Genomic DNA, 13,962 nt, shown 5'->3' with positions numbered 1-13,962 from the left:
ACGACACTCGGGCCCTCAACCTGCACAACCTCAGCCCACCGCACGAAAACGGTCCACCGACTCCATCGGCGGACCGTCACGAAACTTCGAGGTTAAGTGGGAAAGCCGCGAAGGAAGGAGACATGTGCTGACCCCGGATTAGTGTCCGCAATCCGTTCCCGCGCTCACATGCGTCGCTGGTAACGGCGGAGTGTGAAGCTGAGCGTTCAAGCCCAAGGATTCTCTGGCCATCGGGGAACAACAGGCGAGGGAAAGGCTGGACGGGTGAACCGCGTGAACCCCCGTTGATGTCTCGTAAGGTTGAAGCCGCCCGATGGTTCGCAATCAGTGGCTATAGAACCCGGCGTTGGAAGACGCCAGGCGACTCCCGAGGACTTTAGGTCGGGAGGAGGACACCGCCGGTTCCGGGATAGAGGGGGCACCCACCCCAGCCGTAACTTACGTGTGTGGAACGTGGAAACCCCGTCGGAGTCCGGGTCTTGGCCCGGTAAGCCGACCGCAAGGAAGGCCCAACTCTCCAGCGGGAACAGGATGGCCCAAGAAGCGAACGCCGGTGGATCGAAAGGTCAGAGGAAAACCCTGGAGTCCTTCAATCCAGGCCATGACTTCGCCGGATACAGGTCTGCATGGCCTGACCCGAAAGGGTGCCCACGTGGGCCGGGTGAGCCTTTGAAGTATCCCGAGTGATAACGCCAGAACCTGCCGGACAAGTTAGACACGAAGGAGGAACATGCGACAGACAGTCCCTACTGCCAGCCGCACCTCCAAAGTGAACGGACCGCAGGGCGAACTACTGGACTGGCACTGCATCGACTGGGCCAGAACTGAGGGAAACGTACGGCGCCTGAGACAACGGATCTTCAAAGCGACACAGGAAGGGGACCTCAAGAAGGTCCGCAATCTGCAAAAGCTCATGCTGCGGAGCCGCAGTAACATGCTCGTGAGCGTGAAACGGGTGACGCAGCAGAGCAAGGGCCCCAAGACGGCAGGCATCGACAGGGAGCGAGCACTCACCCCCCAGGCGCGAGCTCGCATGGCGGTCGACATCGACCAGAAAACCCAACCCTGGAGAGCCAAGCCCGTCAAGCGGGTCTACATCCCGAAGAGCAATGGAAAGCAACGCCCGCTCGGCATCCCAGTAATGCGCGACCGAGTAATCCAGGCACGCGTGAAAAATGCGCTGGAACCTGAGTGGGAAGCCCGGTTCGAATCACGATCCTACGGATTCCGACCAGGCCGCGGATGCCACGACGCCATCCAGGCGATCTTCAGCACCGCGAAGGGCAAAACGGCCAAGCGCCAGTGGGTACTCGACGCCGACCTGGCCGCAGCGTTCGACCGCATCGACCACGACCACCTGCTCAGCAGCGTCGGCGGCTTCCCCGCCAGGGAACTCGTCCGGCAGTGGCTAAAGGCGGGCGTGGTCGACAACGGACGCTTCACTCGCACCGACGAGGGAACACCCCAAGGCGGAGTGATCAGCCCCCTGTTGCTCAACATTGCACTTCACGGAATGGAGGAAGCCGCAGGGGTTCGGTTCGCAACCCGCAAAGGAACAGTGATGTGGGCCGCGAAGGGGACGCCGATCCTGGTGCGTTACGCCGACGACTTTGCCGTGTTCTGCACGAGCAAGGAGGAGGCAGAGACGGTCAAGGCCCGACTTGGCGACTGGCTTGAACCCCGAGGGCTTCGATTCAACGAAGAGAAGACAAGGATCGTTCACCTTTCCGAAGGGTTCGATTTTCTGGGTTTCAATGTCCGACGCCATGGCGACAGCCTGATCATTACGCCAAGCAGGAATGCGGTGAAGAGGATCCGGAATCGACTGCGGTCCGAGATGCAGGCTCTTCTCGGGCAGAGCATCACAGTCGTACTCCGCAAGCTCTCCCCGATCGTCAGGGGATGGTCTGCGTACTACCGGACGGTGGTGTCCAGCAAAACCTTCTCAGCGCTGGACAGCTACGTGTGGACGCTCACCTACAAGTGGGGCAAGCGCACCCACCCGAAGAAGTCGAAGCACTGGATCGTCAATAAGTACTTCGGCAGACTCAACCGGTCCAAGAACAATAATTGGGTCTTCGGTGACCGCACCACAGGTGCACATCTTCCCAAGTTCGCCTGGACCAACATCAGAAGGCATCAGCTAGTCAAGGGAAAGTCGTCACCTGACGATCCCGCGCTCAGTGACTACTGGAGTCAGCGTCGCAGGACGCGTACACCTCCGCCAATGGACAAGATCAGCCTTACTCTGGCAGCCCGACAGAAGGGACTTTGTCCGCTCTGCGGTCAGGCGCTCATCGTTGGTGCTGAATATGAGCCGGAAAGTCCACGCGAGTGGATCGACTGGTTCGACGCGATGAAGAAGCGGTTACACAAACACCACTTCGCCTACCGAAGAGACGGCGGATCTGATGAAGTCAAGAATCTTCGACTCGTTCACTCCGAATGCCATCAGCAGCTTCACGCACGAGATGGCAGCAACAAATAGCAGATTCTGTGAAGCGTTTGGGCTTGCTTGAGCCGTGGTGCCTGGAAACAGGCATGCCCGGTTCTGAGGGGGCCGGGTCATGGCAACATGACCCGGCTACCCGACCGGCACCGGGCCGTCGCCACTCGCTACGACAAACTCTCCGTCCGCTACGGAGCGACAGTGCTGGTCGCAGCCCTCAACGAATGGCTATGACCAGCACTTTCACAACACGCCCTAGGCCAACGCCGGATCGCCGTCCTCGAACCGTCGGACCACGACGGCCGAAACGAGCTGCCGACCGTCGCCTTCTCCGCCGACGGCGCGTTCGTCGCGGTCGGAACCCCAGACGATGCCGTACGGGTCTGGGAAACCTCCTCGCCCGGCACCCCGGGCACACTCCTCCAGATCGGCGAGGGCCGCATCCTGGGACTCGGATTCACCGACAACGGCGACACCCTGCGGATCGCGACCACGAACGGCGTACACCGGGAAATCGGCATGCTCGACCCGCAACAGGCCGCGCGGCGGGTGTGCGAACGGGCCGCAGGTGGACTCGGGAAGCAACAGTGGGACGCCTATCTCCCGAAGACCCCCTACCGGGAGACCTGCTAAGCCCCGCCGGGCCCGACATGCCTCATCTGTGATCTCGGGCGCTGCGGTGCCCGTGGAGCGGACTGCCGCCTCCGCGGCGCTGGGCTGCCCGCCGTGGGAACAGGGGCCGCGCGCCGAGTGCGACCAGCCGATGCGCGGGTACGGGCAGGACGCGGCCATGTTCTGTGCCGTGTGCCCCTGAATCGTCGGCAGGAGTCAGCGGCCCGCCAACGGCCGTTGCGGCCAGAACTGCAACCACCAACGTCGTAGGGCCCCGCCGCGAACGGTGGGGCCCTACGAGTCGTGCCCGGTGAGGCACTGGCGGAGGATACGAGATTCGAACTCGTGAGGGGTTGCCCCCAACACGCTTTCCAAATGTTCGCCTGGGGGTGCGGGGGCGTACGAGGGTGTCCTGACCTGCGGTGCAGCTGGTGTGGATGGGGCTTCCGAACGGTGCTGTACGCAGGTGAGCGCAACCAGAACTGCAACCATGCTGGGACGGTTCCGGCTTCCTCGCGCCTCGGTTCAGCGCAGCGTCTTGCTATGCCGCAGAACGTCGGAGACACAGCCCGCTGAACGGCGGGTGCCCCGGTCGGGGCGGCCGTTCAGCCTGGGTACCGAGACAGCGTGGAGGAGGATGAGGGCGCTTCGGATGCCTCAACCACGGGAAGGGCGGCAGCCTTTCGCCCTGGAGCCGACCCGGGCGGGTAGCATCTGCAGGTCCATGGTGCATTTGGGGGTCACATGTCGACGCACGTCATCTCGTACGCTCTGGACGACCGGACCACGGTCGGCTTCGAGATCGAGGCCGACAACGGCTTCCACCCCGTTGGCGCGGATACCGCCGTCGCCCGGGTCCGCGAGGCTGTCCAGCCTGCCGTGCAGGCCGCGAGGACCGTGCTGGATCAGGTCGCGGAGATGAAGCCCGGCGAGGTTCAGCTCAAGTTCGGCATCAAGGTCAACGGCACCGCAAACTGGCTGATCGCCAAGGCCGCGACCGAGGCCAACTTCGAAGTCACCCTCACATGGCGGGAGAACGCCGTGCCCGTTGGCCTGTCAGGCGCACAGTAGTCGGAGAGCGACCGGGCACCGGCGCGACACCGTGGGAAGGTCGGTCGTGGACAACCAGCCGAGCAGGCCCGCGAATGACTCCTGGGTCGCCGCCGTCCATCGTTCCGAGGCCGACGTGTCCTCCCTGGGGTCTGCCTTCGTCTTGGACGCTAACCGGGTCCTCAGCTGTGCTCATGTGGTGCGTGCCGCTGCGGATGCCGGGGCTGTTCTCTGGGTTGCTTTTCCCAAGGCGGAAGAGTCCGGCATCGTACGTATCCGGGTATGGGATATCGTCCTGCCACCCGCCGAGCTTCAGTTGGCCCAGGACGTGGCGATCCTCCGGCTGGCTGAGCCCGTCCCTGCGCCCTGCGTACCTCGACTGCGCTGTCCGGTCCCGGCCGACATGGTCGGCCGGGACTGGTGGGCCTTCGGGTTCCCCGGTGGTGAACTGCTCGGGAACTCAGCCGCCGGTGAGGTCGGCGAGGCTCTCGGTTACGGCTGGGTACGGCTCGATACCAATTCCCGGTACACCGTCAAATCGGGTTTCAGCGGGTCGGCGATGTGGTCACCTGAGTACGAGGCGATCGTCGGCATGGTCGGCCAGGCGAGCGGCGACGGCGATGCTCGTGCAATGTCACTCTGGCAAGTAGATCGAATCTTCCCGGGGGAGCAGATCGCCGACCTTGCCTCGTGGACGGTCGAGGCGGCCGGGGAGTCCGCCCTCGCCTCGTGGGGATGGTCACTGCGGCACGACCCGGAGGCTGGCCGTCACTGGCGTCCACGCGCCCGCGGCGTCAGCATCGACACAGAGAAGGGATTCCGCTTCCGTGGGCGGACCGCTGCTCTCACCGCCATCGTCGACTGGGTGAACAGTGCGCCAAAGCGAAAGGCGCTCGTGCTCACGGGCTCCCCCGGCGTGGGCAAATCGGCTGTCCTGGGCCGGATCGTCACCACGGCGGACTGCGAGATCGCCGCCCTGCTGCCGGGCGACGACACCGCCCTCCGTGCACCGGTCGGATCTATTTCCTGCGCAGTACACGCCAAGGGCAAGACGGCACTGGACGTCGCAGTCGAGATCGCGGCAGCGGCCTCCGCTGCGCTCCCGGACGACATCGAGTATCTCCCGGAGTATCTGCGCGAGGCTCTGAGGAGCCGCGTCCCGGCCGAGAACAACGGCCCGCCGGCTTCTTTCACCGTGGTCATCGACGCCCTCGACGAGGCCGCCAGCCCCCAGCAGGTGCGGCTGATCATCCGGCGTATCATCGCCCCGCTGGTCGAGACCTGCACGGACCTCAATGTACGAGTGATCGTGGGTAGCCGACGCCGGGACGACTCCGGTGATCTGCTCGCCCCCTTCGGACGGGCCCTCTCGCTCGTGGATCTCGACCAGCCTGGCTTCTTCGAGCAGGAGGACCTGCGCTCCTACACCCTCGCCACCCTTCAGATGGTGGGGGACAAACGGCAGGACAACCCCTACGCCGACGATGCCGTCGCGGAGCCGGTGGCCCGCCGGATTGCGGCCATGGCCGACCGCAACTTTCTGGTGGCTGGGTTGGTGGCGCGGGCGCACGGACTACACGATGCGGAGGCGGTCCGGCCCGAGGACATCGCGTTCATTCCGACTGTCGACGGCGCACTCCGCGACTATCTGGACCGGATTCAGCCTGTGCAGGGATGTTCTGCAGAATCCGTCCTCACCGCTCTCGCCTTCGCCGAGGCTCCTGGCTTCTCACCCACCCTGTGGCGGATGGCGATCACCGCGCTGGGCGGACCTTCCATCCCGGACACCGCTCTCACCGCGTTTGCCCGTTCGTCGGCAGCGAACTTCCTTGTTGAGACGGGTGGCCAAGAAAGCGGTGTTGTCTACCGGCTCTTCCACCAGGCCCTCAACGACACCCTGATCAGCGCCCGAGCCGAACTGCACACGCGTCGGGAGGACGAACGGTCGCTCGCCCTCGCCATGATTGTCGAGGGCGGGCGGACCGGCTGGACAGACGCTGACCGGTACCTAAAACGCTCGCTCCCCGGCCACGCCGAAGCCGGGGAGGTGCTGGACGAACTACTGGCCGAGGAGGTCTATCTGCTCCACGCTGATCTGCGTCGACTGCTCCCGGTGGCCGACCGCGCCGTCTCCGCCCTGGCCCGGACCAAAACCAAATTCATTCGGCGTACAGCTCAGGCGTTCAATGCCGACCCCTCCCAGCGTATCGCTCTGTTCAGCGTGACGGAGGCTCAGCAGCGTCTCGGCAGCGTTTACCGCGAGATGTCGTTGCCCGCGCCCTACCGTGCCAGCTGGTCCACCGTGGTGCCCGGCCGGGAGGAAGCCGTACTGAACGGCCATACCCGCTGGTCGTACGTCTTGCGCCCGTTCACCTCCGGGGGCCGGCAACTGCTGGCAAGTGCGGGCGGTGACCGCACTGTACGGGTTTGGGACCCGGTGCTGGGAGAAGTTCTGCACGTTATGGAGGGACACACGGACGAAGTTCGGTCCATCGTCTCTCTGCGGCTCGGAACGATGGACGCCCTCGCGTCGGCTGGACGGGACGGGTCGATCCGCTTCTGGGATCCTTCCATTGGAGAGCCTCTGCACGATATAGGCGGAGATGCGGGCGGGTACTCGGCGCTCTGCGCCCTTACGCACGGCGGACGGACCCTACTGGCGGCGGCGAGGGCGGCGGATGCCGCCATCCGGCTGCTCGACCCCGTCACCGGTGAGCAGGTGGCTCAACTCGACGGCCATGACGAGTGGATCACCGATCTCTGCGAGGTCGTAGTGGACGGCGTTGCCCTGCTCGCCTCGTGCAGTGAAGACGGAACCGTTCGCCTGTGGGACCCCGCCACGAGAACCAGCCGATGGACCTTTACCCATGAGGGCTCGTGGAGTTGGGATGAGTGGACCCGAGCCCTGTGTGTGATTCGGGTTCATGAGCGCATTCTGCTCGTCGGAGCCGGATACGACTCCGTGATCCGGCTCTGGAACCCGAGCGACGGTAGCGAGGCAGGAGTGTTGAAAGGCCACGATGCCCCCGTCCTTGCCGTATGCGCCACGACACTTGGTGCCGAACCGGTTCTGGTCAGTGCAGGTGAGGACGAGACTCTGCGGCTCTGGGATCCACACACTGGGCGACGGATCGCGACGTGGCGGGGTCATACCAACGCGGTCTACTCGGTCTGTGCCATACGGGCGGGCCTCCAGGTCCGGGTGGCCAGCAGCGGTGACGATCACTCGATCCGTATCTGGGATCCGGCTACCGGGGAACAGAAGGAGCTGTCGGAGGACGGCGGGGTGGGTCGCTTCGACGTGGCATGCGTGATCCGTACCGAAACGGGACTGCTCATGGCGACGTCGCGAGTCAGTAAGGAGCACATCGACATCAGAGATCCCGTCTCCTGGGAAGTGGTGAGGAGATTTCGCACGGGTCGGGTCAACGCGATCTGTGTGGTCCCGTTCAATGGGCGGCCCCTTCTGGCCGTTGCCGATGAGGACATCGGCATCTGGGATCCGCAGAGTGGAGGCCGGGTTCGTGTGCTCAAACACCCGGCCAATCGGTATACGGGCATCAGCTCGATCTGTGCCATTAAGGTCGGTGACTCCCCAGTGCTGGTGGCATCTCTGGGGAGATACCTGCACTTCTGGGACGTGTCACGAGAGCAGGCTATCCACGGCTTTGATGCTGGTGAGAAGGGGGCGAAAGAAATCTGCCCCGTACCGGTACGTGGGAGGCTGGCTGTCTCGGGTATCACGTTCGATGGCCACGTCAGGGTCTGGGATCCAGGTTCGGGCAATCGGTTGGTCCAATTGAGTCTTGGCCGAGGGGCGATCACAGCGCAGTGCGCAGTACGGATCGACAACCGAGTGTCGCTTGCCACTGGCAATGAGTCCGGTGTCATCCACCTTTGGGATCTGTCTACCCAGGAACCGCTCGCTTCTCTCGAAGGGCACTCGGCCAGGGTGCGGCAGCTGTGGGTTTCGGTTGTCGACGGACGGACCGTGCTGATGAGTACTGGTGACGACAGGACGCTGCGGGTGTGGGACCCGACTGGGGCGCGGCCGTTGGTGAACATTCCCGTCCACCACACGATCGTCTGGGCAGCACAGGCGGGCCCCGACATCACGGTGAGTTTGGATGCGGGAATGCTCGGAATCAGGCTCGATCTCTCCGCGGTGGGTTTCGGCCGGTCCGCTAAGTTGCAGCCAGGGGTCTCCCGGCAGCGTGCCGTCGACCGGGGTTTGTTGGCCCAGCGGCTGTTTGGGTAGCGCCCTAACGACCTAGATCGACAGCGGGGGGCCGTCGGGGAACTTCGTTGGATCGAAGGCTTCGGCGCGGTTTGTGCCCCGGTCGATCTCAATGACGCGGGCCACAGAGAGGGCGGTCCAGCTGGTTCGCGCCGAGGTGACGATCAACTGGAAGCCACAGTCGGCGAGGTCCACGAGCTCGTCGATGATCGTGCGTTCCGACGTGGGATGCAGGAGTCCAAGAGGCTCGTCGATTAGTACAACCGTATTCGGCGCATCGTCGGACTCGACCAGGGAGCGCAAGTGTGCCCGGTAGTTCTCCAGCCCGGAGGCGTAACGATTCCTATTCGGAACGGTGTGGCCATTGATGTAGTGGCAACTATACGTCTCTCGTCGGCCGTTCCAGGTGATCCGGAGATGTTTTGCGAGGTCCTTGCTCACAGAGGTCGGTTCGCTCATTGGGAGAGCGGAGCGCTTCGAGTCCATCAACAGAGCTAGGGCGTTCAGCAGGATGGTCTTCCCAGTGCCGTTGGCACCAACGAGCACGGTGATCCCCTCATAGAAGCCAATTCCTTGGCGTAACGCTGCAACGACCGGCAGGGTGCCGAGTTCCTGGAAGGAAGGTGACAATTCGGCAGTCTGGAGTATGGCGTTGTTCGTAATGGGCGAGGTGGGTGAGATGTAGCCCTGGCGTGTGAGCCCCTGCACTGCGATCCAGCGGATGGACTCTGCGGGGTCGTCGCATAGGGAACTAAGAGCGGCGCGTGCGACCCCGTCATCGGTCCAGCCCTCGGTAAGGAACTCCGCGGCAACCGCCCGGACCAGCACATCGCTATCGCGGGACAGGGTGACCAGGCAGTCACGGACCACCGAATCATCTGCCCAGCCCTGAACCAGCGCCTGCACCACTGTCTGCCTGACTTCCGGATCCTGGTGCTGGACAAGCTGGGCCAGCGCGTCTCGCGCGGTGTGGTCGCCCGCCCATCCGTGTACCAGCCCTAGCGCCGCCGTCTGCCGGACGCGGCGCTCCGGGTCACCGGCCAGCGCCACGATGGCGTCCCGGGCCTTTGGGATGCCGGCCCAGGCAGCTGCCAAGCCCCAGACCGCGCGGTGGCGGATAGCGGACTGGTCGTCATGGACGAGTCGCAGAAGGGTGTCGCGAGTGCTCGGGTGGTGGGCCCAGCTCGCCATGACAGTTCGCAGAGCGGCGTCGCGGGCGCGAGGGTCGCTCAGATGGGTGGCGGCTAGCAGGATCGCCAATTCGTCGTCGGGGGCCAGCGGCACGTTGTCTGCGAGGGCGCCCCGCAGATCACGGATCTTCTGTTCTTCGGTGTCGTTGTACTCCTGGACCCGGCTGAGGGCGGTCGCGATGTCCGCGAGCGCGGGCTCGGCGTGGAGGCCGTGGGAGAGGACGCCCTGGGTCGGCAGAGGAGGGAGGTCAGGCAGGGGCCGCAGGTGTCCGACATCGGCGTGCGAAGCCAGCCGCCGTAGGTTGCCTTGCGCCTGGTCCCACAGCAGCTCCAGCACTCGTCGACGGTGGTCGACTCGGCCGTACTCTGCCTCTGCCGCCGCCTTATAGTCGACCGCCTCAGTGCGCTGCTGCTCGGCCAGCGTGCGCGGAACTGTCCGCACGGCGGTACGTGGTGCGTCGAACAGGTCAAGGTCGAGCTCGGTGATGATGTCCCGCAGTGCGTTAATGATCTGCAGCAGTGTGCCCATCAGCGCCTGAGTGTCGGTCAATTCCCGGCGAATGCGGTCCCCAGCGCGATGCGCCCGTTCAAGGTCCAGCTGCGACTGAAGTTTAGCGATGGTCGCCGATTCGGTGGGTGGCTCCGGCTGTGGCTGCGGCAGCACAGCTGGGCGGGCGCGCAGACGCCGGGCCTTGGTCAGCAGCTCCGTCGCCTCCTGGTAAAGCGCCTGATGTCGCTGTGGAGGCAGGCTGGCGGCGGCACTGGTGATCTCTAGGAAGGTTCCGAGGAACCGGATAGACGGCAGCGTGGCACTGCCTTTGAAGAGGCGGTCGAGGTGCGATTTGGAGAAACTTAACTCGCGAACTGGGTGGGTCGGCCTAGCCGCGCCCGCAGCGATCCGCGCCTGCTCCCGGTCAACCCGCTGTTGGAAGGCGCGGGCGATTTCACGCGCGCTAAGGCCCGCTTCTTGGGCCCGAGTCCGCAGAAAGTCGGCGAGCGCAAGTGCTGCATTGGTGCCGTCTGCCTCAGAATCGCTCATTGCTGGCTTTCCTCGATTTCCTACCCCGGGGCGCCTCAGGCGCGTCCCTGGGACGGGCCCGGGACACCCGCCACTCTCCCAGGTCGGGCCCGCGGTCAGCGGGTGAATGCCCCGAGCGGTCCCGGCCTGCCCCAGCCGAGTTGGGGGCACGGCCCGCGCTGAGCACGCTGGCTGCGCGGTCGATGGCGGCCGTGAGGCGTTTCGAGTAAGGGAGGCGTACTGCGATGTCGACAGAGATCAATGAGCCAGTGAGAGTGATCGGCGAGGGATGCATCAGCCGTCTGGGCGTCGTTCCGGAGTTGCTGGTGGCCGCAGTTCCGGAATTTCTTGGTGGACTCGCGGTGGTGCTGATCACCGCGCTGGTTGCCTGGAACCTGCGCTTACTGCGCGCCCGTCGGGTGGTATCAGCCCCTGCCGAGCAAGAGACCGGCTGACGCTTCGCTGGTCAGTGCTGCTGGTGGAGGAGTTGGTCGGCTGCTTCTCTGGCATTGGCCCAGCCGTCCGAGGACACTAACGTGCAGAACTTGTGGTGCCCCCGGGGCACGAGCAAGGCGAGGACCCGAGAGCTCAGCGTGTCCGCTCCTCCTTGAGTCCAACCCGTCTTCCAGTTCTCTGCTCTGCCGTTCGGGCGGGCTTGTCGGCGTCCTGGCATACGGCAAAACAAGAAGAACCGGGCCTGCGGGCGCTATTACTGAGACCACTGAGCTACCGACACTTGGCGGGCCGTCAGCGGAAACCTGTCGCTGCGGGAATTTCGGCTAAGACCGACCTGCCCGTCTGGGACTTCGTGCGTCGATGCGGCGGCTGACGCGCGTAAGATCTGCGTGTTCGTTGGAGGAGGGGCGCATGGGTAACAGCGGGGGCGCAGCAACGCACTCGGGTGTGGACTTCCAGCAGCGGATCGCGGCTTTGGCCATGACCCACATGCTGTGTGGGTTGGACTTTCAGCCCTTCGGGCATGCAGGCAGCGCTGAGATCAAGGAGCTGCGCTTCGAGACCCTCGACGAGATCGACGATCTCGTACTCGTGGCCTCTGATGCGCGCTACTTCGTACAGGCGAAGAACACGCTGAGTGTGTCCCCGGACCCTGCCTCAGAGTTTGGGTCGGTCTTGGCCCAGTTCGTTGGCCAGTACGTGTCGGACAGTCAGCCTGGCGATGTCTACGTGCTTGCGACATCACTTGAGGCATCTGGGCGTATCCGTAAAGAGCTTCGAAAAGTCACTGAGGCGGTCCGGCTGAATGCGGCTGGCAGCGGGAGCATGCCGCTCTCGGCTCAGGAAAAGGGCGTCCTGGAGAAGACCCAGGACATCATCCGCTTCCACTACCGCACCCGTCTGCAGAAGGACATCACAGATGTTGACCTGCAGCGGGTCATGGCGAGAATCCAGGTCAGTGCCTTGGATATCCGTGAGGGCGGATCGCTGGAAGCCGCGGCTCTTCTAGTGCTCGGCAGCAGAGCCTCTGTGCCGGCCAAGCTGCTATGGGCCAACATGATCGCACTCGCCGTTTCTCTGGCTCGGGACCGACTCTCCCTCGACACCGCTGGCGTGGAGAGCCGTTTCGGCAAGTACGTGAGCGACCCTGTTCAGGTTGAGCCGAAGCCCTTCTCCGGCCCGCTCACCGCTGATCTCGTGGCTGGCATGCGCTTCGGGTGGGATGTGGTGCTGGCCAAGTCGCCATACGAAGGCTGTGACTTCATAGTTGCCGACATCAAGAGGTTCGACGAGACCGGTGACAAGCGCATCAAATTCTCCTCGGGGCGCGTGGAAATCGGCGCGGGCGAACAGTGGGAGGTTGTCGGACGCTGGGCCACCTGGATGGGGTTCGAGCGCTACATGGATGCCCATGTTGACGAATACAAGGACAAGGAACTGGCGGTGATGGCCGCCGACCTCCCCGAGGATCCGAACCGCTCTGTCGCGGCCCTGGCCCATGCGGCTCACTGCGCCAACCTCGCTGCAGCACACAGAGAAGACTTCTTTACCTGCCGGCATTGCGGTGCTCCGATCTCCGAGGACAGTGCTCCATTCATCGAGATCGACGAGGAGGGGCAGCCGGAGGACGTGGGCTTGGTCCACCAAGCATGTTGTGCACCCACTGACCGTGTGCTGGGCGGGATCGACGCAGCATTCTTCCGCGACCACCATCGCCTGCGGAACTTCGATTACAGGGGTTGGATATCGGCCCTTCAGGGAGGGCAGTGGATTTTTGGCGGCCTGGCGGAGTCCCAGGTCAAGCACGGAGTTATCGCCTGGAAGTACGCCTACGACGACTTCTCCCGGGGCAGCTGGTGCATGAGGATGACGCTGGAGGACGGCGGAGCCACCTACGTCAGCGACCGAGGCCAGGTGCACCGCATGTCCGCCGAAAGGGCTATGCAAGCGGCTGAGGACATGAACCGCATGCTCGCCGAGGAGCGTGAGAAGGGCGACCCCTTCTGCTACACCGCGAGCGGCTCGAGCTGGGGCCGGTACTCGATCCTGCTGGCCCAAGGGCAGGAGCCGATTCCGTGCACGGGAGCCGAGCCGGCTCGGTACACCCGTGCCGTCGGCGAAGCATACTCCGAGTGCGAGCGTTACTACGCACCTTTGGCATACCTCGTAGACGCAGCGACTGGAGCCCCAGTCGTGGTCGAAGACGTGATTTCGCTGCTTACCAACCCGTTGGAACTGGACTCCTACATCCAGAACTGGGAGCGCGCCGGCATTGAGCTTCCAAATTTCACAGTATCGGCGCTGCTGACGGACGAGCAGTTCGACCGCTTCCTCTGGCTAGCCGTGACTCGTGGGCAGGGCGTGATCATCAACCCCAAATTGGCACTCAATGGATCGTTGGTCAGCGGCTTCGCGGTGTCCGTCTTTGAGCAGATGGTGCACGACGCTAAGCATGCAAGCGAGGCCGCCGAAGACCCTACTGTGTAGGGGTTCCGATTTCCCCAGGCGATTGTAGTGAAGTGCCGATCTGGCTGCAGGAACTGCAGAAGCAAGGCCGCAGTGCTTTCCTCAGTCATTTGCGAGCAGTTGCTGGGAAATTGGTTAATCAACTGCGTGCCACTCGCATGCGAGGGCTTTTTGGCTTCGGAGAACATCTCCGTGTGTCAGGGATGGCAGTCAACGCAGGCCCCGACTTCCGTGTTACTCCGTGAATAGCTCGGGCCGTCATTCCTGGATGTCGCCGTCACGCACGTCTTGCAGGGGCGTCGCGTAACCGATCTCGATGGCCTCGTCGATCAGCTGCTGCATCTCTGTCGACCGGTACAGGAGTTGATGTCCGGCCCCCGAGCAGAGATTACTGACCTTCAATACGTGATGTCGTCATGGTGGAACGGGCGTGAGTCCGGTACCGGTGAGGCAGCCGTCGATGACGTCGGGGCGGTATTGGAGC

Annotated in this window: 8 protein-coding genes; 5 read left to right on the top strand and 3 right to left on the bottom strand. The window is 64.0% G+C overall.

Annotation, left to right across the window (positions count from 1 at the left end; genetic code table 11):
- Positions 1-730: 730 nt before the first annotated feature.
- Positions 731-2,488, top strand: a complete 1,758-nt coding sequence (gene ltrA / locus AB0I49_RS37950) for a group II intron reverse transcriptase/maturase (protein WP_363231800.1) — start codon at positions 731-733, stop codon at positions 2,486-2,488.
- Positions 2,489-2,704: 216 nt separating this feature from the next.
- Here the strand turns inward: ltrA and AB0I49_RS37945 are convergent, their stop codons facing one another.
- Positions 2,705-3,034, bottom strand: a complete 330-nt coding sequence (locus AB0I49_RS37945) for a hypothetical protein (RefSeq protein WP_363231799.1) — start codon at positions 3,032-3,034, stop codon at positions 2,705-2,707.
- Between the two features lie 771 nt (positions 3,035-3,805).
- On the opposite strand from AB0I49_RS37945, the gene AB0I49_RS37940 reads away from it, so the two are divergent.
- Entirely contained in the window at positions 3,806-4,132 is a 327-nt protein-coding gene (locus AB0I49_RS37940) for a CU044_2847 family protein (protein ID WP_363231798.1), read from the top strand.
- Positions 4,133-4,178: 46 nt separating this feature from the next.
- The gene (locus AB0I49_RS37935) at positions 4,179-8,369 is read left to right on the top strand and encodes a trypsin-like peptidase domain-containing protein (protein ID WP_363231797.1); all 4,191 of its coding nucleotides are present in this window, start codon (positions 4,179-4,181) and stop codon (positions 8,367-8,369) included.
- 12 nt (positions 8,370-8,381) lie between these two features.
- Here the strand turns inward: AB0I49_RS37935 and AB0I49_RS37930 are convergent, their stop codons facing one another.
- Positions 8,382-10,577: a HEAT repeat domain-containing protein gene (locus AB0I49_RS37930; protein ID WP_363231796.1), complete on the bottom strand. Its 2,196-nt coding sequence runs from the start codon at positions 10,575-10,577 to the stop codon at positions 8,382-8,384.
- 224 nt (positions 10,578-10,801) lie between these two features.
- Here AB0I49_RS37930 and AB0I49_RS37925 point away from each other — a divergent pair, with 224 nt between their 5' ends.
- Positions 10,802-11,011, top strand: a complete 210-nt coding sequence (locus tag AB0I49_RS37925; protein ID WP_363231795.1) for a hypothetical protein — start codon at positions 10,802-10,804, stop codon at positions 11,009-11,011.
- A 412-nt stretch (positions 11,012-11,423) separates the two neighbouring features.
- Positions 11,424-13,499, top strand: coding sequence for a hypothetical protein (locus AB0I49_RS37920; RefSeq protein WP_363231794.1), 2,076 nt, complete (start codon positions 11,424-11,426; stop codon positions 13,497-13,499).
- Positions 13,500-13,736: 237 nt separating this feature from the next.
- Here the strand turns inward: AB0I49_RS37920 and AB0I49_RS37915 are convergent, their stop codons facing one another.
- Positions 13,737-13,880, bottom strand: a complete 144-nt coding sequence (locus AB0I49_RS37915) for a hypothetical protein (RefSeq protein WP_363231793.1) — start codon at positions 13,878-13,880, stop codon at positions 13,737-13,739.
- Positions 13,881-13,962: the final 82 nt, after the last annotated feature.

The organism is Streptomyces sp. NPDC050617 (genome assembly GCF_040654795.1).
Taxonomy (GTDB): Bacteria; Actinomycetota; Actinomycetes; order Streptomycetales; family Streptomycetaceae; genus Streptomyces.
Note: the sequence above shows the minus strand (reverse complement) of the source record. Positions and strands in the feature narration are given on the sequence as shown.